23 protein-coding genes are annotated in these 26,657 nt (G+C 69.8%); 6 read left to right on the top strand and 17 right to left on the bottom strand.

The window, feature by feature from the left end:
* Positions 1-107 precede the first annotated feature (107 nt).
* From SOM10_RS17130 to SOM10_RS17090, 9 genes are all read right to left on the bottom strand, one after another.
* Positions 108-1,577, bottom strand: a complete 1,470-nt coding sequence (locus SOM10_RS17130; RefSeq protein WP_320491288.1) for an NAD(P)/FAD-dependent oxidoreductase — start codon at positions 1,575-1,577, stop codon at positions 108-110.
* A gap of 39 nt (positions 1,578-1,616) precedes the next feature.
* Complete coding sequence (locus SOM10_RS17125) at positions 1,617-2,909, bottom strand: S8 family serine peptidase (protein WP_053095506.1); 1,293 nt, start codon at positions 2,907-2,909, stop codon at positions 1,617-1,619.
* Positions 2,906-3,448 carry a DUF501 domain-containing protein gene (locus SOM10_RS17120; protein WP_320491286.1) on the bottom strand — a complete coding sequence of 181 codons (543 nt, stop codon included), beginning with the start codon at positions 3,446-3,448 and terminating at the stop codon, positions 2,906-2,908. The genes SOM10_RS17125 and SOM10_RS17120 overlap by 4 nt, the downstream gene beginning before the upstream one ends.
* A gap of 68 nt (positions 3,449-3,516) precedes the next feature.
* A complete protein-coding gene (locus SOM10_RS17115) occupies positions 3,517-4,080 on the bottom strand; it encodes an FtsB family cell division protein (protein WP_083569297.1) in 564 nt (187 codons plus the stop codon).
* Between the two features lie 53 nt (positions 4,081-4,133).
* Positions 4,134-5,414, bottom strand: a complete 1,281-nt coding sequence (gene eno, locus SOM10_RS17110; RefSeq protein WP_053095504.1) for a phosphopyruvate hydratase — start codon at positions 5,412-5,414, stop codon at positions 4,134-4,136.
* Between the two features lie 99 nt (positions 5,415-5,513).
* Positions 5,514-6,173 carry an O-methyltransferase gene (locus tag SOM10_RS17105; protein WP_072590968.1) on the bottom strand — a complete coding sequence of 220 codons (660 nt, stop codon included), beginning with the start codon at positions 6,171-6,173 and terminating at the stop codon, positions 5,514-5,516.
* 31 nt (positions 6,174-6,204) lie between these two features.
* Positions 6,205-7,155 carry a CPBP family intramembrane glutamic endopeptidase gene (locus SOM10_RS17100; protein WP_320491283.1) on the bottom strand — a complete coding sequence of 317 codons (951 nt, stop codon included), beginning with the start codon at positions 7,153-7,155 and terminating at the stop codon, positions 6,205-6,207.
* 55 nt (positions 7,156-7,210) lie between these two features.
* The gene (locus tag SOM10_RS17095) at positions 7,211-8,230 is read right to left on the bottom strand and encodes a DUF1648 domain-containing protein (RefSeq protein WP_320491281.1); all 1,020 of its coding nucleotides are present in this window, start codon (positions 8,228-8,230) and stop codon (positions 7,211-7,213) included.
* Positions 8,227-8,577 carry a GntR family transcriptional regulator gene (locus tag SOM10_RS17090; RefSeq protein WP_072590965.1) on the bottom strand — a complete coding sequence of 117 codons (351 nt, stop codon included), beginning with the start codon at positions 8,575-8,577 and terminating at the stop codon, positions 8,227-8,229. Before SOM10_RS17090 ends, SOM10_RS17095 begins: the two co-directional genes overlap by 4 nt.
* 100 nt (positions 8,578-8,677) lie before the next feature.
* On the opposite strand from SOM10_RS17090, the gene SOM10_RS17085 reads away from it, so the two are divergent.
* Together SOM10_RS17085 and SOM10_RS17080 are read left to right on the top strand one after the other, a co-directional pair.
* The gene (locus tag SOM10_RS17085; protein WP_320491280.1) at positions 8,678-9,148 is read left to right on the top strand and encodes a PaaI family thioesterase; all 471 of its coding nucleotides are present in this window, start codon (positions 8,678-8,680) and stop codon (positions 9,146-9,148) included.
* Positions 9,149-9,196: 48 nt separating this feature from the next.
* Positions 9,197-10,423 (top strand): APC family permease, encoded by a 1,227-nt coding sequence (locus tag SOM10_RS17080; protein WP_320491279.1) that lies wholly within the window; start codon positions 9,197-9,199, stop codon positions 10,421-10,423.
* Here the strand turns inward: SOM10_RS17080 and SOM10_RS17075 are convergent, their stop codons facing one another.
* Entirely contained in the window at positions 10,424-11,227 is an 804-nt protein-coding gene (locus tag SOM10_RS17075) for a helix-turn-helix domain-containing protein (protein ID WP_320491278.1), read from the bottom strand. It abuts the gene before it with no gap.
* 154 nt (positions 11,228-11,381) lie between these two features.
* Here SOM10_RS17075 and SOM10_RS17070 point away from each other — a divergent pair, with 154 nt between their 5' ends.
* Positions 11,382-11,906 carry a VOC family protein gene (locus SOM10_RS17070; protein WP_320491277.1) on the top strand — a complete coding sequence of 175 codons (525 nt, stop codon included), beginning with the start codon at positions 11,382-11,384 and terminating at the stop codon, positions 11,904-11,906.
* Here SOM10_RS17070 and SOM10_RS17065 read toward each other — a convergent pair.
* From SOM10_RS17065 to SOM10_RS17050, 4 genes are all read right to left on the bottom strand, one after another.
* On the bottom strand, positions 11,875-12,687 hold the full coding sequence (locus SOM10_RS17065) for an SGNH/GDSL hydrolase family protein (protein ID WP_320491275.1): 813 nt from the start codon (positions 12,685-12,687) through the stop codon (positions 11,875-11,877). The genes SOM10_RS17070 and SOM10_RS17065 overlap by 32 nt on opposite strands.
* A 53-nt stretch (positions 12,688-12,740) precedes the next feature.
* A complete protein-coding gene (locus SOM10_RS17060; protein ID WP_320491368.1) occupies positions 12,741-13,991 on the bottom strand; it encodes a histidine--tRNA ligase in 1,251 nt (416 codons plus the stop codon).
* Between the two features lie 65 nt (positions 13,992-14,056).
* Positions 14,057-14,671 carry a MazG family protein gene (locus tag SOM10_RS17055; protein WP_053099038.1) on the bottom strand — a complete coding sequence of 205 codons (615 nt, stop codon included), beginning with the start codon at positions 14,669-14,671 and terminating at the stop codon, positions 14,057-14,059.
* A gap of 85 nt (positions 14,672-14,756) precedes the next feature.
* Positions 14,757-15,923 carry a Na+/H+ antiporter NhaA gene (locus tag SOM10_RS17050; protein WP_187249349.1) on the bottom strand — a complete coding sequence of 389 codons (1,167 nt, stop codon included), beginning with the start codon at positions 15,921-15,923 and terminating at the stop codon, positions 14,757-14,759.
* Positions 15,924-16,009: 86 nt separating this feature from the next.
* On the opposite strand from SOM10_RS17050, the gene SOM10_RS17045 reads away from it, so the two are divergent.
* Positions 16,010-18,697: a phosphoenolpyruvate carboxylase gene (locus SOM10_RS17045; RefSeq protein ID WP_320491273.1), complete on the top strand. Its 2,688-nt coding sequence runs from the start codon at positions 16,010-16,012 to the stop codon at positions 18,695-18,697.
* Between the two features lie 151 nt (positions 18,698-18,848).
* The gene (gene gdhA, locus SOM10_RS17040) at positions 18,849-20,219 is read left to right on the top strand and encodes an NADP-specific glutamate dehydrogenase (protein ID WP_053095494.1); all 1,371 of its coding nucleotides are present in this window, start codon (positions 18,849-18,851) and stop codon (positions 20,217-20,219) included.
* 84 nt (positions 20,220-20,303) lie between these two features.
* On the opposite strand, the gene SOM10_RS17035 is transcribed toward gdhA, so the two are convergent.
* From SOM10_RS17035 to SOM10_RS17025, 3 genes are all read right to left on the bottom strand, one after another.
* The gene (locus tag SOM10_RS17035) at positions 20,304-21,737 is read right to left on the bottom strand and encodes an APC family permease (RefSeq protein WP_320491271.1); all 1,434 of its coding nucleotides are present in this window, start codon (positions 21,735-21,737) and stop codon (positions 20,304-20,306) included.
* 157 nt (positions 21,738-21,894) lie between these two features.
* Positions 21,895-24,975, bottom strand: a complete 3,081-nt coding sequence (locus tag SOM10_RS17030; RefSeq protein WP_320491269.1) for an aminotransferase — start codon at positions 24,973-24,975, stop codon at positions 21,895-21,897.
* Positions 24,972-25,598, bottom strand: coding sequence for a gamma carbonic anhydrase family protein (locus tag SOM10_RS17025; protein WP_072590958.1), 627 nt, complete (start codon positions 25,596-25,598; stop codon positions 24,972-24,974). The genes SOM10_RS17030 and SOM10_RS17025 overlap by 4 nt, the downstream gene beginning before the upstream one ends.
* Before the next feature lie 152 nt (positions 25,599-25,750).
* Here SOM10_RS17025 and SOM10_RS17020 point away from each other — a divergent pair, with 152 nt between their 5' ends.
* Positions 25,751-26,632: an SDR family oxidoreductase gene (locus SOM10_RS17020; RefSeq protein WP_320491266.1), complete on the top strand. Its 882-nt coding sequence runs from the start codon at positions 25,751-25,753 to the stop codon at positions 26,630-26,632.
* Positions 26,633-26,657: the final 25 nt, after the last annotated feature.

Here is a 26,657-nt window from a genome sequence, read left to right as displayed (position 1 = left end):
CTGCCGACGGTAGCAAGCGCGCCTATGAACGGGGTGCGAGACACGCCCCGTCGCCGCAGACGACGAACGCCCCGACTCCGGAGGAATCGGGGCGTTCGAGGAGAGGACTACTTGGCGGCAGCCGTCTCGGCGGTCTTCTTGGCGGCCGGCTTCTTGGCACCGGTCTTCTGGCCGGCGGGCTTCTCGTCAGCAGCCTTGTCGACGGCGGTCGCCTGCGCGGCCGGAGCCGTGACGGCGGGAGCCGGCGCATCGGCGGCCGGACGCGGGCGAGCGGCGAACTCCTCGAAGACATAGCGCGGGTTCTGGACCGTCTCGAGGTTCACCAGGTCGCGACCGAGCCACAGGTTGTTCCACCAGCCCCACACCACGCGGAACTTGCGCTCCCACGTGGGCATCGCGAGGCCGTGGTATCCACGGTGGGCGACCCAGGCGACGAACCCCTTGAGGGCGATCTTGCCGGACTGGAAGACACCGTTGTAGAGCCCGAGGCCCGCGACGGCGCCGAGGTTCTTGTGGAAGTACTCCTTCGGGTCCTCGCCACGCAGCACGGCGACGATGTTCTTCGCGAGGAGCTTCGCCTGACGGACGGCGTGCTGGGCGTTCGGCACGCAGAAGCCGCCGACGCCACCACCGGACAGGTCGGGGACGGCAGAGACGTCACCGGCGGCCCAGGCCCCGGGAACGAAGGCCTCGGGGGTGCCGACACGGAGGTCTGCACGGGTCTGGATGCGGCCGCGCTCCTCGATCGGGAGGTCGCCACCGCGCACCACCGTCGGGTTCGCCATGACACCGGCGGTCCAGACGATCAGATCGGTGGGGATGACCTCACCCGTCGACAGCTCGACGTTGCCGTCGACCGCGCTGGTGAGCTGCGTGTCGAGGTGCACGTTGGCGCCGCGCTTCGCGAGGTCCTTGAGCACCCACTCGCTCGTCTGCAGCGAGACCTCGGGCATGATGCGCCCCATCGCCTCGATCAGGTGGAAGTGGGTGTCGTCGAAGGTCAGCTGCGGGTACTTGCTGACCAGCGACGAGGCGAGCGAGCGCAGCTCGGCGAACACCTCGATGCCGGCGAAGCCACCGCCGACGACGACGACGGAGAGCAGGCGATCACGCGCGGGGCCCGCAGGCAGCGACGCCGCCTTGTCGAAGTTCGACATCAGGCGGTCACGGATCGCGACGGCCTCCTCGATCGTCTTCAGGCCGATCGCGTTGTCTGCGATGCCCGGGATCGGGAAGGTGCGCGAGACGGCACCCGCGGTCACCACGATCTGGTCGTACGCGAACTCGCACGGCTCGCCCACGGGAGGCGTGATCGTCGCGACCTTCTCGGCGTGGTTGATTCCGGTCACCTTGGCGGTGAGCACGTTCGTGCGCTTGAGGTGACGACGGTGGGCGACCACCGAGTGTCGGGCTTCGATCGAGCCGGCGGCCACCTCGGGGAGGAACGGCTGGTACGTCATGTACGGCAGCGGGTCGACCATGGTGACGTCTGCTTCACCCTTGCGAAGGTGCTTCTCCAGCTTCCACGCCGTGTAGAAGCCTGCATAGCCTCCACCGACGATCAGAATCTTGGGCACAGTGCTGTTCTGAGGCACAGGGGGACAACTCCTCGGGAGTCAGGAATGTGGCGTGCGTGCGCGCGCCGATCGGATGCGCCGGGCAGCTGCGGTGACGCCAAGCGCTATCAGGATACCAGGGACTGTGAGCGCGATGAGCGGCAGGGTACCGTAGCGCAGCGATTCAGCGCTGGGAAGCAGCGGTGAACCGGCTTCCGTCGGCGCGTCCGCATCCGGCAGAGGCGGCACCTCGACCGGCGCGGCGGTGGGTTCCGGCTGCGGGACCGTCTCCGCCCGACGGAACAGGCGGACCCACTCGGCGAGGTCTCCCATGGGGTTCTCGGAGACCTTGGGCACGTCCCCGCTGATCGCCGCCTCGGCATCCACCAGACCGTAGCCGTAGAGGGGGTCGGGAGGATCCGCCATGCCGGGGACCTCGATCGCCGTCTTGATGATGCGGTTGATGACGTTGGCGGCATCGAGCTCGGGATGCGCGGACCGGACGAGGGCCGCGATGCCCGCGACGATGGGCGCCGCACCGCTGGTGCCGCTCCAGGGCACGACCGTGCCGTCCGCCGAGACACCGCGCAGGCCCTCGCTGGGTGCCGCGATGCCGATGGTGATCCCCTGCGTCGAGGCCTCGATGCTCGCCGTGCCCGTCTGATCGACTCCGCCGACCGTGAGCACGCCGGGGATCGTCGCGGGGGCGCCGATGATGTCGGTGCCGCTCCCCCGATTGCCCGCCGCGACCACGACCACGACGTCGTTCTCGAAGGCGTAGAGGAACGCGTCGTCCCAACTCTTGTCCCAGTCCAGCGTGTTCGTGGTGAACGAGAGGTTGATGATGTCCGCCCCGTGATCGACCGCCCAGCGCATCGCCTTCGCCACCTGCTCGGTGAACGGCACGGCGGCAGCTGCGCCGAACCCCACGGAGATCGAGAGCAGATCGGCTTCGGGGGCGACGCCGATCATGCCCTTGCCGTCGGCCGCGCCGCGCCCGGCGGCGAGGGACGCGACCCACGAGCCGTGATTGCCGTCGATGGCACCCACCGGGGTGCGCCCGTCGGGTGTCCCGGTGCCTGACACGTCCGTGCCGCCGACGACGGCCCCGTCGAACACTCCCGGGACCTTGGCGATCCCGGTGTCGATGACGGCGATGGTCACTCCGTCGCCGCGGGTGGTCTGCCAGGCGTCTCGGATCCCGGCGCCATCGAGCCAGTATTCGGCGGCGCGCACCGGATCGGCAGGATCATCGGGCACCGGCGGCGGCGTCGCCGCTGCGCCGAGTAGCAGGACGGATGCCACGATCGTCGCCACCGCGACGCCGTTGCGCAGCATCCGCGGCGGCCTCATTCGGTCGACGCCTCGACGTCGCACAGCGCCGCGCCCGGGGCGTCGCACCGGCACTTCTCGGGAGACCACGTCGAACGCTCGAGCGCCACGTCGCCGATCGGGTTCACGCCGGGGCCGGCCGCGAGAGCGTGACCGGCCAGAGCGTGCAGGCACTTGACGCGCGTGGGCATGCCGCCGGCCGAGATGCCGTCGATCTCGGTGACCTCGCCGAACTGCGCACGGTCGGCGAGGTAGGCCTCGTGCGCCGCGAGGTAGGCCGCCGCGACCCCGTCGTCCTCGGCGAGGAGCGCCGCGAGCTCCGGCATGACCTGAGTGGCCTCGAGAGTCGACATGGCCGCAGTCGCGGCAGGGTGGGTGAGGTAGTAGAAGGTGGGGAACGGCGTTCCGTCCGGCAGCCTCGGCGTGGTGGCGACGACCGTGGGGTTGCCGCAGACGCAACGGGCTGCGATGCCGACGACGCCGCGAGCGGTTCTCCCCAACTGGGCCGACACCACGGCGAGTTCGGCGGTCGTGGGGGCGGGGAATGGCGGCGTGGTCACCCGACCAGCGTACGGGAGCCGACCGGGAGGATGCTCGGAGCACACGCCCCGTGCGGCGGCGGCGCAGGTCAGCGGGCGACTGCGGCCGTGTCGCTGAGTCCGGCGGACGTCAGAGTGCGCAAGAGCTGCGGCATCCAGTCGGAGGGCGTCTCCTCGAGCGTGTCGCTGACCGGGCCCTGCTGCTGCGGAAGCGCGGCGGGGTCGAGGTCGTTGTCGATCAGGTACACGACCTCGCCGGGCTTGACGTAATACAGGCGCTCACGCGCCTGGGTGGTGATGTACGCCGGGTCGTTCCAGCGTTCACGCTCTTTCTCGAGCGCGGCGATCTGGTCTTCGGAGACCTGGATCGACTGCTCCAGAGCCGAGATCTTCTGCCTCTGATCGATGAAGGTGCCGAGCGTCGGCACCAGCACCCATGCGCCGAGGACCACGAGAGACAGCATGATGACCGAGAAGGCCGACAGGCGGATGCCGGAGGCCCACTCGCGCACATCGACCCTGCGGTCCTGCGCGCCTCTGCTCGCCGCACCCCGGGGCGTCCGACCCGCGGTGCGCTGTGCGGGCGACGGCGGCGCTGAGGCGGGCCGGGTCGCCCCCGGAGACGCCGAAGGAGGAGCCGGTCGTCGTGCCACGGCTCCTCCTTCGTTCGAGCCGCTCAGGCGGCTCCTGTCTGTCTCAGCTGTGTTCAGCCCTGGTAGCGCGGGAACGCGGAGCGGCCGGCGAAGACAGCCGCGTCGCCCAGCTCTTCCTCGATGCGCAGAAGCTGATTGTACTTCGCGACGCGCTCGCTGCGAGCAGGCGCACCCGCCTTGATCTGACCCGCGTTCGTCGCGACCACGAGGTCGGCGATCGTCGTGTCCTCGGTCTCACCCGAGCGGTGCGACAGCATGGCGGTGTAACCCGAGCGCTGCGCCAGGCTGACCGCGTCGAACGTCTCGGTGAGCGTTCCGATCTGGTTGACCTTCACGAGCAGCGAGTTGGCGACGCCGCGCTTGATGCCGTCAGCCAGACGCGTCGGGTTCGTGACGAACAGGTCGTCTCCGACGAGCTGGACCTTCGAGCCGAGAGCGTCGGTGAGGAGCTTCCAGTTGTCCCAGTCGTCCTCGGCGAGGGCATCCTCGATCGTGACGATCGGGAAGTCGTTGACCAGACCCTGGTAGTACTCGATCAGCTCGGGGCCGGTCCAGTCCTTGTTGTCGAGGCGGTACACGCCGTCGCTGAAGAACTCGGTCGCTGCGACGTCGAGGCCGAGCGCGATCTCGGTGCCCGGCTTGAAGCCGGCCTTCTCGATCGCCTTGACGAGGAAGTCGAGACCCTCGCGGTTGCTGGGCAGGTCGGGGGCGAAGCCGCCCTCGTCGCCGAGGCCCGTCGCGTAGCCGGCGGCCTTCAGCTCGCCGCGCAGCACGTGGTAGGTCTCGACACCCCAGCGAAGCGCCTCGGAGTACGTCTCGGCGCCGATCGGCGCGAGGAAGAACTCCTGCATGTCGATGCCGTTGTCGGCGTGCTCGCCGCCGTTGATCACGTTGAAGAGCGGCACGGGCAGCACGTGCGCGTTGGGGCCGCCCAGGTAGCGGAACAGGGGCAGATCGGCCGAGTCGGCCGCGGCCTTCGCGACGGCGAGGCTGACGCCGAGGATCGCGTTGGCGCCGGTGCGCTGCTTGTTCTCGGTGCCGTCGGTCTCGATCAGGATCTCGTCGACGATGCGCTGCTCGCTCGCCTCGATGCCCTCGAGCGCCGGTCCGAGCTCGTCGATGATGGCGTCGACGGCCTTGAGCACGCCCTTGCCGCCATAACGGCTCTTGTCGCCGTCGCGCAGCTCGTACGCCTCGAATGCACCGGTGGATGCACCCGACGGGACGGCTGCCCGCTGGACTACGCCGTCGTCGAGGAGCACCTCCACCTCAACGGTCGGGTTTCCGCGCGAGTCGAGAATCTCGCGTGCGCCTACAGCCTCGATCAGTGCCACTGATGTGCTCCTTGCTCAGAGAAAAGGTGTGTGGAGCGTCGTCGATCCGCGCCCAGTCTAGCCCGCCCGGCCCTCAGCACCCGGGTCGGGGCCGGAGGTTCACACGACGACAGCGAGCGCGACGCCGTCCCAGCCTTTGACACCGACCGTCTGCAGCGCGGTGGCGTCGAAGCGCGGGTCCTCGCCCAGCATCCGCAGTGCATCCCTGGTGCCGACGACCTTGGGGTCGGTCGCATCGTCGCGCACGATCTCACCCTCCCGTCCGATGTTGTCGAGCACGATCACGGTTCCGGGACGGCCCAGCTTCGCGGCCCAGTCGAGGTAGACCGTGTTCGACTCCTTGTCGGCGTCGATGAAGACCAGGTCGAAGCCGCCGACCAGCGTGGGGAGCACGTCGGCACCTCGGCCGATCCGGATGTCGACGCGGTCTCCGACGCCGGCGGCATCGATGCTCGCGCGGGCCACGGCGGCGTTGTCCGCTTCGGCCTCGACGGTGATCACACGCCCCTCGGGACCCACCGCCCGTGCGAGCCAGATCGTCGAGTAGCCGCCGAGCGTCCCGATCTCCAGCACGCGGCGAGCGCCGCTGATGCGGGCGAGGAGGTTGAGGAGCTTGCCGCCGACCGGCGCGACCTCGATCTCGGGAAGACCGGCATCGTGCTGAGCGGCCAGCGCCGCCTCCAGCTGCGGATCATGACCGACGAGGAGATCAGCGAGATAGGCGTCGGCATTCGACCAGGCGGCGGGAGTGGATTCCATGCCCTCAGCAAACCGTGAGCCCCGAAGAGCGTCAAGAGGGTTGCGGACCCCTCCCGGCTCGGGGAGCGGACAGCAGCCGCCCGGGCGCGCCCGCGAGCTCGGGCTGACGACGGAACTGGCCCGTGAGTGCCAATGCGGCGATCACCGCCGCCGCGACGATCCATCCCGCGACGCCGAGAGGTCCGGCGAGTGCGAGATCGGGCTGCGATGCGGCGAAGATGAGGACGAGTCCGGCGGCCGCGTTCAGCGAGCCGTGCGCGAGGACGGCGGGCCAGACCGATGCGGAGCGCAGACGCAGCCAGCCCAGCAGCACACCCCAGGCCATGCAGCCGCCGATCATGAACAGCACGCCGGTGATGTCGGTGCGCCCGAAGTTGTAGCCGAGCAAGATCACCGGGCTGTGCCAGAAGCCCCAGATCGCTCCGCTGATGAGGAGTGCCGGCCACGTGCCGAGCGGTCGTAGGGCCGGGACGAGCCACCCGCGCCAGCCGAGTTCTTCGCCGAACGCCAGCACACTGTTGATCAGGGCGCCGACAGGGATCATCACGATCTGCGAGATCACGATGAGCTCGATCGGGGGCATCGGCGCACCGGCGGGCAGCGACCTCGCGATCTCAGCGGAGAACGCCGAGAACGTCGGGTCGAGCTGCACCCATCCGAAGGCCGCCGCGACCACGATGCCGAGCGCGACGAGAACCGGAGGGACGAGCCAGCCCGCCACCATCAGCCAGACGACCCGCCTGGCCGGGCGCAGGGGCCAGATGCCCAGGAAGCGGAGCCGCTCCCCCGGTGCCGGCACACGCAGGGCGAGGGTGACCACGAGCGCGGCGAGCGCGGGGGTCAGCATCATCACGGGCAGCAGGAACCAGGCGCTGGGCTCGGCGAGGCCGTCGCCCAGCCACAGCGGCAGGGCGACGAGCCAGGCGAGCCCGCACGCGAGCGCGACGAAGAGGACGACGGATGCGGCTCTGATGCGGGTCATGGATTGACTCCCGGTTCGGTGTCGATGTGCTGTTCGGTGTCGATGTGCGGTGCGATCATCGGGATGCTGCGGAAGCGAGGACGGATGCCGCTGTGGAGGCGTCATCGACGGTGACGACGAACACGCGACCGTCTGTGCGGGTGATCTCGAGGGCCTCGCCGGTGCGCAGCACGAATCCGCGCCGCCCGTCGGTGCCGATTCGGTAGCCCCAGCCGCCGAACTCGGCGAACGGGTCGACCTGCACCGCGCGAGCGCTGGCGATGTCGGCCGCGGCGATCTCGAGACGCGGCCATCCGGCGACGGAGCGCACCCGAAGGCCAGCGGTGCTCGCCCGCACCCGGAACGACAGACCGGTCGCCACGACGATGACGAGGACCACAGTGATGCCCGCCACGATCCACCCGGCGGCGATGCCCCGGGCGAGCAGCAGCACGCTCACGGCGACCGTGAAGAAGACGCTGATCCCGAGGACGACCTGGCCACTGCGGGCCACGTTCACGGTCTTCATCCACACGGCGCGCTCGTGGTCGGCGAGAGGGAGAGGTGCCGCCGGATCCGCGGACGCGACGGACGCGACGGGCACCTTCGGCTGCGCGAACCATCCGATCACCCCGAGGCCGGCGGCGATCGCGACGATGACCGGGACCCAGAGGGTGATGTCGGGCGCCTCGTTCGCATCGGAGAGCCCTCGCTGGGAGCCGGTCGTCGTGATCGCGAGCATGGACATCAGGCCCGCCATCGCGAGGCCGGCCGCTCCGAGCAGACGGGCGGTCGTCGACCACTGCGACTGAGGAAGCGGCCCGCCCGAGCCCCGTGGGGGCAGCCTGTGCGAGACCAGGACGATGATCGCGAACATCGCCACGATCCCTCCGCCCAGGCCGATCAGCATGACCAGTGGCGTCCACCGCGGCGCGAAGCCATCGGCTCCGTCGAGGCCCCAGTGGATCGCCGCAGGATCGGGGATGTCGGGCAGCCACGCCAGGACGATGACGGCGGCGAGCACGATCAGAGCGCCGGGGACGATGACCCCGACCCACCAGAAGGCGGTGCGGGCGCGGCGGATCTCGGGGGTCATGCGTCGGTCTCCTTGATGAGCGCGGCCAGTGTCGAGGAAGAGAGTCCGAGGGATGCGGCGCGGGCGACGAGCGCGGCGATGTCCTGTGAGAGCTCGGCGAGCGGAGATGCAGCAGCGGACACCACCGCTCCCCTGCCACGGCGCAGATCGATCAGCCCCTCGTCGCGCAGCTGCTGATAGGCACGGAGCACGGTGTGCAGGTTGATCTCGAGCGCCTCGGCGAGTTCACGGGCGGCAGGCAACCGGTCACCCGGCACGAGACGTCCGGCGAGGACATCGGCGCGAACGGATGCCGCGACCTGATCGAAGAGCGGCCGAGCGCTGTCGGCGTCGATGCGGATCAGCATCCCGTCCTCCAATCTTCTAGTAGTTCTACATAAACTATAACAACTGTCGCAACCCTCCAGCGAGCTTTGTCCGGATCCGGCCGTCGGCCACACTGACCTCATGCGCATCACTCCCCGTTGTCTCGCCACGGGCATGAGCCTGTGGGTCCCCAATCTGTTCAGCGGCATCCGCATCCGCCGCTTCAGCGAGGACTGGACGCACGCCACGGTCGAGCTGCACGTCAACGTGTTCACCCGCAATTACGTGAAGACGGCATTCGGCGGCTCGATGTCCGCGATGACGGACCCGCACTTCTTCATGCTCGTGATGCATCAGCTCGGCCGGGACTATGTCGTCTGGGACACCCGGGGCGAGATCGAGTTCGTCAAGCCCGGGCGCGGGGTGCTGACGGCCGAGTTCGAGGTCAGCCGCGAGCGGGCCGAGGAGATCCGCGAGCGGGCGCACGGCGGTGCGAAGGTGCTCGAGTGGTTCGAGACCGTCATCACCGACCGCGACGGAGACGTCGTCGCCAGAGTCCGCCGACAGGTCTACATCCGCGAGAAGCAGCGCGTCACCACCGCTCGGAGCTGACGGCGACGGCGATACCGGACGTTCACCCGGACGTGACACGATGACGGGATGCCCCTCGCCCGCCGCCTGACACCTCTCGACGCCGTCGCGATCGGTCTCGGTTCGATGATCGGCGCCGGCGTGTTCTCCGTGTGGGCACCGGCCATGGGAGTCGCCGGAAGCGGCATCCTGATCGCCCTGGCGATCGCCGCGATCGTCGCCTACTGCAACGCGACCGCCTCGGCGCAGCTCGCCGCGGCGCATCCCGTCGCCGGCGGCACCTACGCGTACGCCCGCGCCGAGATCGGCCCGTGGTGGGGCTTCGTCGCCGGATGGAGCTTCGTGATCGGCAAGATCGCCAGCTGCGCGGCGATGGCCATGACCTTCGCCGCCTACGCGGCACCGGACGGCTGGGAGGTGCCGGTCGCCGTCGCTGCCGTCGTCGCTCTCGCGGCGGTCAACTGCTTCGGCGTGACGCGAACCGCCCTCGTCACGCGCATCCTCGTCGTGTGCTCGCTGCTCGGACTCGCCGTGGTGGTCGCGGTGGGCCTCGGCGGTTCCTCGTCTACCGCCCCGGCTCCCCTTCCGGATGCCTCCGCGTACGGGGTGCTGCAGGGCGCAGGCCTGCTCTTCTTCGCGTTCGCGGGATACGCGCGCATCGCGACGATGGGCGAAGAGGTCGTCGACCCCGCCCGGACGATCCCCCGGGCGATCGCCCTGGCCCTCGGCGGCACGGTCGTCGTCTACACGCTCGTCGCGATCACGGTCGTCGTCGTGCTCGGCGGCGACGCGGTCACGAGCACCACCCCTCTCGCCGATGTCGTCACGGCCTCGGGGTGGACGGCTCTCACTCCTGTCGTCCGCGTGGCCGCGGCCGCCGCCTCGCTCGGAGCTCTGCTCGCCCTCCTGACCGGCATCGGTCGCACCACACTGGCGATGGCCCGCGAAGAGGATCTGCCGCGCTTCCTCGCGAAGGTCGACGAGCGTTGGCACGTACCCCGTCGGGCCGAGATCACGATCGCGGTCATCATCGTGATGATCGTGCTCGTCGCCGATCTGCGCGACGCGATCGGCTTCTCCTCGTTCGGTGTGCTGCTGTACTACCTCATCGCCAATGCGGCGGCATTCCGCCAGCGCACTGCGGCTCGCCGCTATCCGCGGGTGCTGCAGGTCGTCGGTGCGCTCGGGTGCCTCGTGCTCGTGAACACGCTGCCGGTGGTGGCTTCGGTGGTGGGTACCGCGGTCGTGCTGGTCGGGGTGCTCTATCGGACGATCCGGCTGCGGCTCGCGCGCTGATCAGGATGATGCGGCAGCACTCCGAACGTCCTGCGCGGAGGACGTTCGGTACGCGCGGGGCGCGATTCCGAGCACGTTCCGGAAGTCGCGGGTGAGATGGGCATGATCCGCGTACCCCAGGTCGGCGGCGAGATCCGCCAGATCGACCGTTGGGTGCAGACGCAGGTGCTCCGCGGCCTCCTGCAGCCTGCGGCGCCGGATCATGGCGGCCGGCGACACTCCGACGTGACGATGGGCGAGGCGCTGCAGCGTGCGCAGCGAGACCGCGAGTCGGGTCGCGGCCTCCTCGACCGAGTCGGCCGCGCCCTCCTCCATGAGCACCTCGACCAGCGCGTTCGCATGCCTCGCACTGTCGTCGAGGGGTCCGACCCGACGAGCGAGCCACTCCGAGAACACCGCGACGGCGCGTTCGCGATGTCCCTCCCCCGACGCCATCGCAGCACTGACCCCGTCCGCGAGCTCGGGAGCGACGACCGGCTGCTCGGAATCGACGAGTGCGGCAGGGTCGTCGATGAGGGCCGCGACAGCTGCGGGTCGCAGCAGGGCGCCCACTGCCCAGCCCGTGCCGGTCAGCTCGCGATGCGAAGCCCGTGTCGTCGCCCCGGACAGACTCACGTCACCGTTCTCGACGACGAGGTTCAGCGCCGGATAGCCGACGATCTCCTGGCGAGACGATCGAGCGGGCTCGATGCTCCACTCGGGGATCCAGAACCACACCGCGAGGTCCCGCGCGGCGGTCGCAGGCGGCAGACGATGGAAGTCCGGCAGCCGGGCCGGATACAGCACACCGCGGGTCGCACGCATCGCTAGCCGCCCGCGAGGATCGTCACGGTGACCCGCATGGCGGACACGGTCGGTCCGAGGTCGTCGACGTCCATGCCTCGACCCTATGACCCGGCGCACGATCGTGTCGCGCAAGTTCAAGCGCGCGTCTGCGACTGCTCCCTACTGTGGCTGCATGAGCACCGAGAACAGGACCGGCGTGACCGGCGAGCACACGACGGACGGCCGACCGAACAGCGCGACCTCCCTCACTCCCTTCCTCGCGGTCCCCCGGGCACGGGAGGCGATCGAGTTCTACCGGGACGTCTTCGGCGCTCGCGTCATCGATGTCACGGAGTTCGGCGGTGTCGTCGCCCATGCGGACCTCGACTTCGGGTTCGGCCACCTGCAGCTGGGCGAGCCCAGCCCCGACTATCATCTGGTTCCCGCGCCGTCGGGAGACGACGACTGCTACTCGATGGGACTCTATGTCTCGGACGTCGACGCCGTCGTCGAGCGTGCCGTCGCCGCGGGCGCAACCGTGCGCGAGGCTCCGTCGGCGTTCGTGTCGGGAGACCGATTCGCCAGCATCCGGGATCCGTTCGGCGTGCGATGGTCGGTGATGACCCGGGTCGAAGACCTCTCGGACGAGGAGAGCGCACGGCGGGTCGCCGACTGGGCGGCGTCCTTCAGTGCTGCCCCGTCTGACGGCGCGAGCTGAGCGCGGTCTCGGCAGCCCGACACGCGGCCGGGAGCAGTGCCTCCGCCGTGCGCCGATAGCCGAGCGGACTCGGGTGGAAGCGATCGAGGCTGAACATCGCCTCCGGATCGTCGAAGAACATCGGGCCGACGGCGCGGCGGAGGTCGACGGGGTGCGCGCCCTCGGCACGAGCGGTCTCGGCCTGTACCCTGGCGAGTCGACGGGACATGCTCGACATCAGGCGCCGCAGAGGCTGCGGAACCGGGCGGAGGGCTCCGAGATCGGGACAGGTGCCGACCACGACCTCCGCACCCCGAGCACGCAGCCGTCGGACGGCCTCGCGCAGGTGCTGCGTCGAGACGGCGACGGGGATGCGGTGCGTCACGTCGTTGCCCCCGACCACGATCACGGCGACATGCGGGGCGTAGTCCTCGGGCAGCGCGTCGAGCTGGGCGGCGAGGTCGGGCGATTCGGACCCGACGACGGCGGCCGTGCGCAGATGGACCGGTCGTCGCATCCGTCGCGCCAGACCCTTGGCGAGTCGTCCGCCCAGTGTCTCCTTGCGCCGCTCGGCGCCGAGGCCCGCCGCCAGCGAGTCTCCGAGCACGAGCAGATCGATCGGCATGCCGTCGAGCGAACGACGCCAGACGCGGTCGGCGTCGATCGACTCCTCACCGAGCGGCTTGCCGATGCGTCGACGCGCGATCGCGGCCTGTCGGGTGAGGACGACCCGGATTCCGGCGGCGGCCACCGCGGTGGCGACACCCACCGCCGCGACGGCGACGAACGGCGGTCGGCTCATGTCCCGATTCGACCGGAACGGCGTGAACGCCGAGTGAACGGCATCCGCCGAACTCAGGAGAGGGGCTTGAGCTCCAGCTCCGAGGTTCCCGCCGAGACGGTCGCGAACTCCGTGTATCCGTCGGCGGCCGAGCGCTCGAGCAGGGCTTTCACGTTCTTCGTGCGCCGTTCCAGCCGCACTCGCGCCCCGGAGCCCACGAGACCCACCTTGTGCATGACGAGCTCGGCGACCGGCACGTCGGCGTCGTGGATGAGCACGACGGCGCGCTCGCCGGCATCCGCGCCCGCCGTCACGAGGTCGACGAGGCGCTCGAAGCCCAGCGAGAACCCGACGGCAGGGACCTGCTGGCCGAGGAAGCGGCCGATCATGCCGTCATAGCGACCGCCGCCGCCGAGCGAGTACGACACCGAAGGGTGGGCCAGCTCGAAGATCGTGCCCGTGTAGTAGCCCATGCCGCGCACGAGGAACGGGTCGAAGACCAGCGGGATGTCGGTCGCGCCTCGGCCGGCGGCGACGGCCTCGCCGATCGCGACGAGGTGTCCGACGATCTCGTCCGGGGCACCGTCGGGAAGCGCCTTGCGGATCTGACGTTCGCCGAAGGGGTTGTACTCCATGGTCTGCGGGCGCAGGAGGAAGGCTTCGAACGCGTCGACGGCCGATGGCGCCGAACCGCGCTCGCGCAGCTCGGCGGCGACGCCGTCGGGCCCGATCTTGTCGAGCTTGTCGATCGTGATGAGGACCCCGGGACGTTCGTCGCCCGTGAAGCCGAAGCTGCCGAGCATCCAGTCCAGCGCACGGCGGTCGTTGATGCGCACGGTGGCGCCCTCGAGACCCAGTGCGTCGACCGCATCGAGCGAGGCGACCATGAGCTCGGCCTCCGCGCGCGACGAGTCGTCGCCGATGATGTCGATGTCGCACTGCACGAACTGGCGGTAGCGCCCCTTCTGCGGTCGCTCAGCACGCCAGACCGGACCGATCTGGATCGCGCGGAACACACCGGGGAGCTGAGCGCGATTGCTCGCGTAGAAGCGCGCGAGCGGAACCGTGAGGTCGTATCGCAGACCGAGGTCGGCCAGGGCGCCCTGGTCGTCGGCGGCGTCGCGGATGGCATCCGCATCGAGGCCGCGGCGCAGCACGTTGTAGGCGAGCTTCTCGTTGTCGCCGCCGATGCCGGCGTGCAGTCGCGAGTACTCCTCGAGCGCCGGGGTCTCGATCTCGTCGAACCCGTGCGAGCGGTAACGATCACGGATCACGGAGAGGACGCGCTCGCGGCGAGCCTTGTCGGCGGGGAGGATGTCGCGCATTCCGCGCGGCGGGTTCACAGTAGCCACGCCTCCATCTTTCCAGGTCGGCGGGCCAGGCCGTGGACTCAGGCTTCGGATTCCGCCTCGCGGACCTCGGCCTCGACCGCTCGGAGCCGTTCGCGCAGCGCTCGTTCGGCATCCCAGCCCTCGGCGCGCGCGACCGCCACGAGGCGGAGAAGTGCGTCGCCGAGCTCTGCTTCCGAGGAGGGCGCCGGTCCAGCCCCGTCCGCATCGGTCCGGGCGACGACGACGCCGGCCCCCTCGGCTCGACCGGCGACCTTCTGTGCCAGCGCGAGCGCCGGCATACCGCGCGGGATCCCGTCGAGGACGCTGCGTCTCGCGCGTTTCTCCGCCGCCTTCGCGGCGTTCCAGTGCACCAGGACCTCTTCAGGGGTCGTCGCGACCTCGTCCGCGAAGACGTGAGGATGCCGCCGCACCATCTTCTCGGTGAGCGTGGCCGCGACATCGTCGATGTCGAACGGGTCGTCGGGGTCCTGCGCGGCGATCGCGGCGTGGAACAGCACCTGCCAGAGCAGGTCGCCGAGCTCCTCACGCAGGTCGGCCCGTGAGCCGTCCTCGACGGCGTCGATCACCTCGTGCGACTCCTCGATGAGATACGGCACGAGATCACGATGGGTGATCTGCTGCGACCAGACGCAGCGATCCCGGACCTCGCGCATCGTCTCGGCTGCGGCGCGCAGCGGGTCGCGGGCGGGCTCTGCACTCACCGGTCCTCCTTCGAACGCCACTCGGGTCGCCCCGCGGTCACGAGGTCACGGCGCCCCGTCGTCGGTACGTACGGGCGCGGAGTGACACGATCACACCCGAGAGCACGAGAGCCACGAGCGAGCCGACGAGCACACCGAGGATGGCCTGATCGCGGGTGCCGGCGTCGGCCGCGAAGGCGAGGTTGGCGAGCAGAAGCGAGACGGTGAAGCCGATGCCGCCCAGCGCGCCGGCGGCGAAGATGTCGGCGAACGGCAGGGCCGGCGCCGCGCCTCGGGGCCGGATCCGCATCGCGAGCCACCCGAACAGGGAGATGCCGATGATCTTTCCGACGGGCAGCGCCACGACGATCCCCCAGAAGGCGGGAGAGAGCTCCGACGGTGCGAGGGCGGGGATCACCACGAAGGCGGCGACGAACGCGAAGATCGGCAGGATCGCGCCGTTCACCGTCGGTTCGAGCACGTGCCTGGTGCGCGCGGCAGGAACGGGCGACATCACGAGCCCGAGCATCACGCCGGCGATGGTGGCGTGGATGCCCGACGAGGCCACCAGGCCCCAGGCGACGACGCCGACGATGATCATCGCGACGGCCACCGCCGGATGCCCCTTGGCGTGGAGCAGTCTGCTGAGCAGCCAGAACGCGACGACGGCGGCGACGGCGAGCGCGAGGAACAGCCACTGCACGTCGTGCGCGAAGAGGACCGCGATGAAGATGATGCCGATGATGTCGTCGAGGATCGCGAGCGCGAGCAGGAAGACGCGGACGTTCGACGGAAGCCCCCGTCCGAACATCGCGAGCACGCCGAGCGCGAAGGCGATGTCGGTCGCCGTCGGGATGGGCCAGCCGGTGGCGGTCGCGGAGTCGCCCGCGATGAGCAGATAGACAGCGATCGGCACCAGCACACCGCCGGCGGCGGCGATGGCCGGCTGCACGGCCTTGCTGGGCGAATCGAGCTCGCCGTGGGTGAGCTCGTGCCGCAGCTCGATCGCCACCACGAGGAAGAACACGGCGAGAAGACCGTCGGACACCCAGTGCTCGATCGAGAGGTCGAGCACTGTGCCGGGCACGGCGATGTGGAAGTCGAGCACCGCGGCGAGCGCATCATGCGAGGGAAGATTCGCCAGCAGGATGCCGAGCCCTGCCGCGACGAGGAGCAGGACAGCAGGGAACTGCTGGCCACGGAGAGGGTTCGCGGAGATGCGCATCGCCCCCATGGTAGTTGCGAGCGCCCCGCACGTCTCACATCGTCATGCGTTCAGAGCACGACCCCGACCCGGGATACTCTCGAACGGTGACCCCCGAACACGCCTTCCCCGAGCCCACTGACACCTCGGCCATCCGCATCATCGGCCGTTTCGAAGCGGGCCGCGGCATTCCGGATGCCATGCGCACCGACGTCAGAATGCTCGGCGCCCTTCTCGGCCAGGTACTGCGCGAAGCAGGCGGCGACGACCTCTTCGAGGACGTCGAGCGGCTGCGGCTGGCGACGATCCAGGCCTATGACGAAGAGACCTCCGACGCCTTCGATCGGGCGGCCGCGATCGCCGAGTCGTTCAGCATCGCGCGCGCCGACGAGGTCGCACGGGCGTTCACCTGCTACTTCCACCTCGTCAATCTCGCCGAGGAGCACCAGCGCGTGCGGGTGCTCCGTGAGCGCGCTGGCCAGCCGGGCCGCGAGGATGCGGCCGACACCGTCGCCACCGCCTATGCGCGTCTGAAGACGGAGGTCGGTGACGACGAGGCGCTCCGCCGTCTCGAGGGCCTGCGCTTCCACCCGGTGTTCACCGCCCACCCGACCGAGGCACGCCGTCGCGCGGTGTCGTCGAGCATCCGCCGCCTCTCCGAGCTGCTCACCCAGCACGACGCCGCGAGCGAGGGCGGGTCGGAGGAGCACCGCGCGCGCCGGAGGATGCTGGAGGAGATCGACACCCTCTGGCGCACCGCGCCGCTCCGCGCCGAGAAGCCCTCGCCGACCGACGAGGTGCGCACGGTCATGGGCGTGTTCGACGAGACCCTGTTCACCACCGTGCCGCACGTGTACCGGCGCATCGACGACGCACTCCGCGGCGACGACTCCGGCTCGAGCGCTCCGGTCGTGCCCGCGTTCGTGCGCATCGGGTCCTGGGTCGGCGGCGACCGCGACGGCAACCCGTTCGTGACCGCATCCGTCACCCGTGAGGCGTCGCAGATCGCCTCCGACCACGTGCTGCGCGGGCTGGAGCGCGCACTCGAGCGCATCGGCCGCGCCCTCACGCTGGACGCCGAGGACACCCCTGCGAGCGCAGGAGTCACGGCGCTGTGGGAGGCCTTCGCCGGCGCTGAGCCGCGCGTCGCCGAGGAGCTGGGCGCCCGCTCCCCCGGTGAGCCGCACCGCCGCGTGCTGCTCGCCCTCGCCCACCGTGTCGCGGCCACCCGCCGTGGCGAGGAGCAGCGCTACTCGCGCCCCGAGGAGCTGCTCGACGACCTGCGCACGGTGCAGTCGTCGCTGGCGGATGCGGGCGCGAAGCGCCATGCGTTCGGCGGCGTGCAGCACCTCATCTGGCAGGTGGAGACCTACGGCTTCCATCTGACCGAGCTCGAGGTGCGTCAGCACTCGCAGGTGCACCGCAAGGCGCTCTCGGAGCTCTCCAGCGGCGACGCGATCAGCGCGCAGACCGAGGAGGTGCTCGAGGTCTTCCGCGTGATCGCCGAGATCCAGCGCGACCGCGGCCTGCGGGCTGCCGGCCGCTATGTCGTGTCGTTCACTCAGTCGGCGTCCGACCTCGCGAACGTGTATGCGCTCGCGAGGCACGCGCTGGGCGACGACGCCCCCGTGCTCGACGTCGTTCCCCTGTTCGAGACCTTCGCCGACCTGCAGGCGGCGCCCGCCATCCTCGCAGAGGCCGTGACGTTCCCGGAGTTCCAGGAACGCCTCGCCGCGACGGGCAACCGGCTCGAGGTCATGCTCGGCTACTCCGACTCGTCGAAGGACGTCGGCCCGGTCGCCGCGAACCTCGCCCTGTACGAGGCGCAGGAGAAGATCGCGCAGTGGGCCAAAGACTCCGACATCGAACTGACCCTGTTCCATGGTCGCGGCGGTGCTCTGGGCCGAGGCGGCGGACCCGCCAACTCGGCCATCCTCGCTCAGCCACCGCACTCGGTCGACGGTCGCTTCAAGCTCACCGAGCAGGGCGAGGTCATCTTCGCGCGCTACGGCGAGCCGGCCATCGCGATGCGCCACATCGATCAGGTCGCCGCGGCGACGCTGCTCGCCTCGTCTCCGTCCGTCGAGAAGCACACGAGCGACGCCGCCGCACGCTTCGCCGACATCGCCGCCGTCATGGACACCTCGTCGCGCGAGCGCTTCTTCTCGCTCGTCAAGGCGGAGGGCTTCGCCCCCTGGTTCGCCACGGTCACCCCTCTCGAGGAGATCGGCCTGCTCGCCCTGGGCTCCCGCCCGGCTCGACGCGGGCTGTCGGTCGAGTCGCTGGAAGACCTGCGCGCGATCCCGTGGGTCTTCGCCTGGACCCAGGCCCGCATCAACCTCGCCGGCTGGTTCGGACTCGGAACCGCTCTCGCCGCCGTCGGCGACGAGGCCCGTCTCGCCGAGGCCTATCGCGACTGGCCGCTGCTGCGCACCATGATCGACAACGTCGCCATGAGCCTCGCGAAGACCGATGAGCGCATCGCCCGCCAGTACCTCGCCCTCGGCGATCGGGACGATCTCGCGCAGCTCGTGCTCGACGAGCTGTCGCTGACGCGCGAGTGGGTCATCCGTCTCACCGGCGGTGTGGGCCTGCTCGAGAACAAGCCGATCCTGCAGCGCGCCGTGCAGCTGCGCACTCCGTACGTCGACGCCCTGTCGCTGCTGCAGCTGCGCGCCCTCCGCGCACTGCGCGACCCGGCCGAGGCGACCGGCTCGGGTGCCGACGACGAGCAGCGGCGACTGCTGCTGCTCTCGGTGAGCGGCGTCGCGGCGGGCCTCCAGAACACCGGGTGACCCCCGCGTCGTCGTCCCCGAACAAGCGCATGCCGGTGTGAAGGTGCTCACCTCGGCGTGCCCGCTAGAGTGAAAACTTCGCCGTATCCGGCGCACCCTCACGCGACACGATCGCACGCAGCACCATCCCCCGATCAGAAAGCTCTTTCGCGTGACCTCTCCGTCTTCCGTCGACTTCCATCCGCTCGCCGACGACGTGCAGCCCGTCTTCGACACGGTGCTCGCCCGCAGCCCGCACGAGCCCGAGTTCCAGCAGGCCGTGCACGAGGTGCTGAACTCGATCGCACCGGTGCTCGCGCGCAACCCGCAGTACGTCGACGGCGGCATCCTCGAGCGTCTGGTGGAGCCGGAGCGGCAGATCCTGTTCCGCGTGCCGTGGGTCGACGATGCCGGGCGTCTGCAGGTCAACCGCGGCTACCGGATCCAGTTCTCCTCGGTGCTCGGACCGTACAAGGGCGGCCTTCGCTTCCACCCGTCGGTCAACCTGTCGATCATCAAATTCCTCGGGTTCGAGCAGATCTTCAAGAACGCGCTGACCGGCCAGGGCATCGGCGGCGGCAAGGGCGGATCCGACTTCGACCCGCACGGCAGGTCGGATGCCGAGATCATGCGCTTCTGCCAGTCGTTCATGAACGAGCTCTACCGTCACCTCGGCGAGCACACCGACGTCCCCGCCGGCGACATCGGCGTCGGCGGTCGCGAGATCGGCTACCTGTTCGGCCAGTACCGCAAGATCACCAACCGCCACGAGTCCGGCATGTTCACCGGCAAGGGCACCGGCTGGGGTGGCGCAGAGGTGCGCACCGAGGCGACCGGCTACGGCGCGGTGTTCTTCGCACAGGAGATGCTCGGCGTGCACAGCGACTCGCTCGACGGCAAGCGCGTCGGCGTCTCGGGCTCGGGCAACGTCGCGATCTACGCGATCCAGAAGGCATCCCAGCTCGGCGCGACCGCCGTCACGGCATCCGACTCGTCGGGGTACGTCGTCGACGACGCCGGCATCGACGTCGACCTGCTGCGCCAGATCAAGGAGGTCGAGCGCGCGCGCATCGTCGAGTACGCCCACCGTCGCCCCGGCGCCCGATTCATCGAAGGCGGCAGCGTCTGGGAGGTCCCGGTCGACATCGCCGTGCCGTCGGCGACCCAGAACGAACTCGATCTCCACGCCGCCGAGACCCTGATCGCCAACGGCGTGCGAGCGGTCTCGGAGGGCGCGAACATGCCCTGCGTCCCCGCTGCCGTCGATGCGTTCCAGAGCGCCGGAGTCCTCTTCGCGCCGGGCAAGGCGGCGAACGCGGGAGGCGTCGCCACCTCCGCTCTCGAGATGAGCCAGAACGCGTCTCGCCAGCGGTGGAGCTTCGACGCGAGCGAGAACAAGCTGCGCGAGATCATGGCGGACATCCACCGCGCCGCGTTCGACGCCGCGGAGCGCTACGACGTGTCCGGCGACTATGTCGCCGGGGCGAACATCGCTGGCTTCGAGCGCGTCGCGGGCGCGATGCTCGCCCAGGGCGTGATCTGACCGGAGTCACACCCACTGCGCACGACACAAGAGCCGCCTCCCTCCCGGGCAGGCGGCTCTTGCGCGTCTCTACGCCTGAGGTGCTCAGTTCTCGTCGACCGGCACCTTCACGACCTTGTTGAACCCGGTCACCGCCTGGTTCTCATCGAACGCGACCACCTTCTTGCGGAACCCCTTCGTGATCACGGCGAGGTAGATCAGGCCGAGAGCGGTCCAGATGAGTCCCCCTGTCAGGGCGTCGGCGTGCAGGTTCACCCACAGCAGACCCGTGAGGAGCATGCCGATGCCCGGCATCACGATGTACGAGAAGATGTCGCGCGGTGTGTGGCGCCGCCCCTTGCGCACGGCGAACCAGGCGATCACCGAGATGTTGACGAAGGTGAACGCGATCAGGGCGCCGTAGTTGATCCACGCCGCGATCAGCTCGAGGGTGAACGGGATCGCGAGCAGCGAGATCGCGCCGACCAGCACGATGTTGAAGGTGGGCGTGTGGGTGCGCGGGTTGATGTAGCCGAAGGCCTTCTGCGGAAGGACGTTGTTGCGACCCATGACGAGCAGCATCCGCGAGACCGATGCGTGCGAGGCGAGACCCGAGGCGAGCGTGGCGCAGAAGCCGGCGGCGGTCAGCACGGCCATGAGCACGTTGCCCCCGACGAGGTTTCCGATGATCGGCAGCGTCGAATCCTCGACGTACTGCATGTCGCCACCGGGGGCGAACTCGTTCCAGTCGGGGAAGCGCAGCTGCGTGACGTACGCGGCGACGAGGAAGATCGCGCCGCCGAGCAGCACGGTCAGCAGGATCGCCTTGGGCATCGTCTTCGGATCCTTCGCCTCCTCGGCGTACATCGTCACGGCGTCGAACCCGATGAACGAGAAGCAGACGATCGTCGCCCCCATGAGCACCGCGCCGATCGTCGCACCGTCGTGGATGAAGGGCGCGGCCGATGCGATCGTGCCCGCTCCTTCGCCGCGCATCAGCTGCGCGACGACCATGACGACGAACACGACCATCACGACGATCGAGAACACGAGCAGGATCATGTTCATGTTCGAGGTGCCGCGCATCGTCATGTAGATGATGCTCGTGACGAGGATGCAGTACAGCACGACCCAGATCCAGCCGGGGATGTCGGGGAAGAGCGCTTCGAGGTAGCTGCGGATGATGAGGCAGTTGACCATCGGGAGCAGCACATAGTCGATGAGCGAGGTCCAGCCGACCATGAACCCGAGGTTCGGGTGGATCGACTCGCGGACGTACGTGTACGCAGACCCGGCGCTCGGGATGGCGCGGGAGATCTTGCCGTAGCTGATGGCGGTGAACACCATCACGACGAGGGCGACGAGGTAGGCCGCGGGGACGACGTTGTCGGTGTCGCGAGCCACCATGCCGAACGTGTCGAAGACGACGGTCGGCGTCATATAGCCGAGTCCGAGACCGACGATCGCCCAGAGGCCGAGATTGCGGCGGAGGGTTCCTCCGCCCTGCGCGAGCGGCTTCGTCTTGATGGGCGTGACCATGAGTACTCCTTCGGGAACAGCGCATGGGCCGGACTTCGGGCGGTCCGACACTGACGCTCAGTATGTACCCCGGAGATTCGTCAGCGGAAGAGCGGATCTGATTCGAAATACGCATTTAACATGCCGAGAACCGACTCGATTCGAAGACCCCGCTCGATCACCAGCCCTCGGTGAGCACGCGGTCGAGCATCGCGACGACATGGTCGGCGCTCCCGACCGACAGACAGAGCGGGGGTTTGATCTTCAGCACGTTCGAGCGCTCCGAGGTGGTGAGCACGATCACGCCGAGCTCGCGAAGCCTCTCGCAGATCGCGGCCGCCTCGGCCGCCGCCGGGTGCAGGGTCTCGGGGTCGCGCACGAGCTCGACCCCGAGATACAGCCCCTGCCCGTGCACGGGCCCGACGATCGGATGCCGTTGCGCGAGTGCACGGAGCGACTCCGCCAGATGCCGACCGACGTCGAGCGCGTTGCGTTGCAGGTCGTCCTCGACCATGGCATCGAGGACCGCGAGGCCGACGCTGCTGCTGAGCGTGCTGCCACCGCCCGAGGAGAAGAACTGGCCCTGCTCGCTCAGCGCGTCGGCGATCCTCTTCGAGGTGATCACGCCGCCGATCGGGAAGCCGTTGCCCATCGGCTTCGCGATCGTGACGATGTCGGGGATCACTCCGGACTGCTCGAATCCCCAGAACGTGGATCCCATGCGCCCGAAGCCCACCTGCACCTCGTCGGCGATGCACAGGCCACCGTGTGAACGCACGAGGTCGTACGCACCGGTCAGATATCCGTCGGGAAGGACCACCCCGCCCGCGTTGCCGAGCACGGACTCGCACACGAACCCGGCCGGATCCCGGCCCTCGACGCTGAGGCGGTCGAGGTCGGCGGCGAGGTCGGCGAGGTACCGGTCCGCCGAGTCCTGGCCGCGGTGCGTGCCGCGGAACGAGTTGGGCACATCGGCGACGTGCACCCAATCGGGACGCGTCGCGAGCGCATCAGGATTGTCATAGGCGCTGGTGGTGACCGCATCGCTCGCCATCGTCCACCCGTGATAGGCCTCTCGCAGCGCGACGACGGTTCGTCGGCCTGTGGCCGCCTGCGCGAGACGGATGCCGAGGTCCACCGCCTCCGATCCGCTGTTCACGAGCAGCACGGTGTCGAGGCCGCTCCCCTCGGGCATCAGCGCGATCAGTCGCTCGCTGTACTCGGCGAGGCCGCGGAACAGGAACCTGGAGTTCGTGGCGAGCGTCTTCAGCTGGCGGTTCGCCGCCGCCGCGACTCGCGGGTGCCCGTGGCCGAGCCCGGCGACGTTGTTCACCATGTCGATGTAGCTGCGACCGGTCGTGTCGACGAGGTGGTGCCGCCAGCCTCGCTCGATCTGCGGCGGGTGCTCGTAATAGCGCTCCTGTGCGGCCGCGAAGATGCGCTCGCGGCGCTCGAGCTCCTGACCGGCCTCGTCGCGCTGCGCGGCGGACCGGAGGCCCAGCAGCGGAGCGGGGTCCGCGGTGAAGCGACGCCAGGCCGCGACGCGTTCCGGGGTGACGAGCCGCGCGGCGATCGGCGGATTCGGCAGCGGGGAGCGGAGCGGCGGAGCATCCCCTCGCGTCAGCCCGATGACCATCGTGCGGTTCTCGAAGGATGCGGCGAGCCTGCCGATGCTCTCGCCCCTCTCGACTCTCCCGCTGCGATTCGGCTCGATGTCGGTGCCACGGAGCGCGAGCCTCCACCCGCCGTCGAGCTCGATGCGCACCCCGTCGTCGGTGATCTTCAGCTCCCCCGCGGTCGGCGCGACCAGTCGCGACGACGGACCGGGGGCGACATGCACCTCCGTCTCCACCGGCCAGGTGGCGGCCGCGCTCACGGCGTCGACGGTCGTCCGGGTGAGCCGGAAGACGCCGTAGGGAACCACGGCAGCGCGAGCACCCGCCGCGTGGGCCTCGGCCACGAGAATCGCCTCGGCATCCGGATGCGACCAGCGCCCTGCATCGAGCCCCTCGGCTTCGATGCCCGGATCGACCAGGAGGACTCGGCCGTCGAGATCGGGAAGCAGCATCGACAGTTCCCGGCGGGAAGCGTCGGGTACGTCGGGAGCGTCAGGCACGTCGGGAGCGTCCCCCGGAATCTCGGCATCCGGAGTCCCAGCATCCGGAGTCCCTGCATCCGGAGTCCCCGCATCAGGAGTCTCATCCGGAGTCTCGGCATCCGACATCTCGAACTCCGGAGACGCGAACCCGAGCCGCGCGAGCACGTGCTCGGACATCTCGGCGAGCGGAACGGCGGTCGCCGCGTCGAAGATGGCCTGCTCCCCCTCGATCCTCTCGCGGGCGTAGTCGTTGTCCCCGTCGATCGCGAGCTGACGCCAGCCGCTCGCGACGAGCAGCGCTGCTCTCAGCACGACGAGGGGCCACACCGCGACCGCCTCGTCGCGAGTGAGCGGGGCATCGGCGTGGAACGCCGCGACGGTGTCGAGTGCGCGAAGCGGGCGCTCCGGCTCATGGTGCAGCATCGACGACACGCAGACAGCCAGTTCCGCGACGCGCCAACCGAGACCCAGGTCTCCCAGATCGAGCACCGTGTGCGGATGCAGCCGCGAGTCGGCACCGCGCATTCCGGTGACGTTGTCGTCGGTCAGGTCGCCATGGATCGGCTGCACAGGCAGGCCGGCAGCGACGGTCGAGACAGCGGCGTGAGCCTCATCGGCTGCCGTGCGCACGCGCACGCGCAGTTCGGCCTCGGTCACTGCCGGGGCCAGCGCGATGATCTGCTCGTACGCGACGCGCATGTCCCACATCTGCTCACGGTCGAGCCCCGGATGCACGAGACCTGCGAGCGCGTTCACGGATGCCGCAGCCAGCGTGCCGAACTCCCCCAGGACGACGGGAGCGAGATAGCCCGCGTCGACCATCGGCTCGCCCTCGGCGAACTCGCTGCGCCGCACCGCGAATCCTCGCCAGCGCTGGGTGAGCTCACCGTCGAGCCCGGGGAGCACGGTGGGAACACGAACGCCGGCTGCGCGGTAGGCGTCGAGCGCCGCATGCTGCGCGGCTCTCGCGTCGTCGCCGAACACCGGGTTGTCGACGCGCAGCACGCTGCGTGATCCGTCCGGCTCGATCAGGACGAAGTTCCGGTCCTGGTTGCTCCCGAGCTCGCTCGCCTGGGCGTCGACCCCGTAGCAGTCGCGAGCGATCAGCGCGGCGTCCTCCGTGCTGATGTCCGGTCGGACGAGCCCTGCCCCGTCACTCACCCTCGGCCCGCCGCGTGGCCGTCGGCATCGAGACGCACGTCGTCGGCATGCCGGGCCAGGGAACTGCCGTACCGCTCGGTCAGCTGAACCATCAGGTCGGGGGTGTCGCGGTCCACGCCGAAGACGTGCCCCGGGAAGTCGAGCTCGGGCTGGGCCGCGGAGATCTCCTCCTCGCGGTCGGGAGAGAGGAGCTGGACGGGATCCCCGACCGCGACCCAGCCGATCGGCACGACGGTGCCGGACGGCAGCACCGCCCGCCGGTGCACGATGGCGTTCACGCGCACCTCGCACCGGTCCCCGACCAGCGCGCCGTTGAAGATCCGGGCGCCCGACGCGAGGAAGACCTCTTCGCCGACGGTCGCACCCGCGATGCTCGCGAGGGTTCCGACGAGCGTGTGCGAGCCGATGTGCACGGCGTTCGCGGCCGTCGCCCTGATGAGCGCGTTCTCCATCACGATCACGTGCTCGCCGAGCGTGATGGGCCCGCCCTCGGCGGTGATCACGGCGCCGTGCAGCACTTGGCAGTCCGGTCCGATCGTCACGTCTCCGGAGATCACGGCGGTGGGAGCGACGACGGCGGTGTCATGGATCCGGGGCCGAGCCCCGAGGTGCTCGTACAACATGACGCCAGCGTAGTGGTGCAGCGCACGGGACGAGAAGGCCGACGGCGGCGTCCTGCTACGCTGACGCCCATGCAATGCAGGTGACTCGATCTCTCCCCCGCCTCCGGCCGCCCCTCGGCATGCCGCGGCATCCTCGATCGAAAGGCATCCTCATGCACTCCGCCGACCTTCCCCTGCTCGGACGCACCGCGCTCGTGACCGGCGTCTCGCGCAGGCGCGGCATCGGATTCGCGACCGCCACGACGCTCGCCTCCCTCGGCGCGAACGTGTTCGTCCACCACTTCCGCCCGCATGATCTCGACCACCCCTGGGGCGGCGACGATCTCGACGCCGTCCGCACCGGCATCCGGGACTCGCTCGCATCCGGAGCGGTGATGGGCGACGCCGAGGCGGATCTCCGTGACCCCGGCAGCATCGAACCGCTGCTCGATGCGGCGTCCTCGCTGTCAGGACGGCTCGACATCGTCGTCTGCAATCAGGCGATGAGCGGAGGCGACGGGACGATCTTCGACATGACCGCCGACCGGCTGGACGCGCACTGGCAGGCGAACGCGCGCGCATCGCTGCTGCTCACCGCGGGCCTGGCGCGTCGAGTCCGGGTCGAGCTCGGCGGCGCGGACACCCCCGTCGCCCGCCCGGGCGACAGCATCCCCTCACTCGGCCCGTTCGAGAAGCCGACGGCGCACGTCATCTGGATGACCTCCGGTCAGGGCCACGGAGCGATGCGCGGAGAGATCTCCTATGCGACGAGCAAGGCCGCGCTCGCGGGCATCACGCGGTCGACGGCGGCGGAGCTGCTCGACGTCGGGATCGTGCTGAACACCGTCAACCCGGGCCCCGTGAACACGGGCTACCTCGATGCGGACACCACGGATCGCGATCTCTCCGGCGTCGACGAATGGATCGCCGGCACGCCGTTCGGCCGAGTCGGTCGACCGGACGACCCGGCGCGGCTGATCGGCTGGCTGTGCACCGACGCCGGCTCCTGGGTGGTGGGTCAGGTGCTGACCACGGACGGCGGGTTCTCGCTGTGACGCACGCGAGGTCGCTGCGCCGCGC

The sequence above is a fragment of the Microbacterium sp. CFBP9023 genome (genome assembly GCF_034045055.1).
Taxonomy (GTDB): domain Bacteria; phylum Actinomycetota; class Actinomycetes; order Actinomycetales; family Microbacteriaceae; genus Microbacterium.
This window is presented reverse-complemented; position numbering and strand designations above follow the sequence as displayed.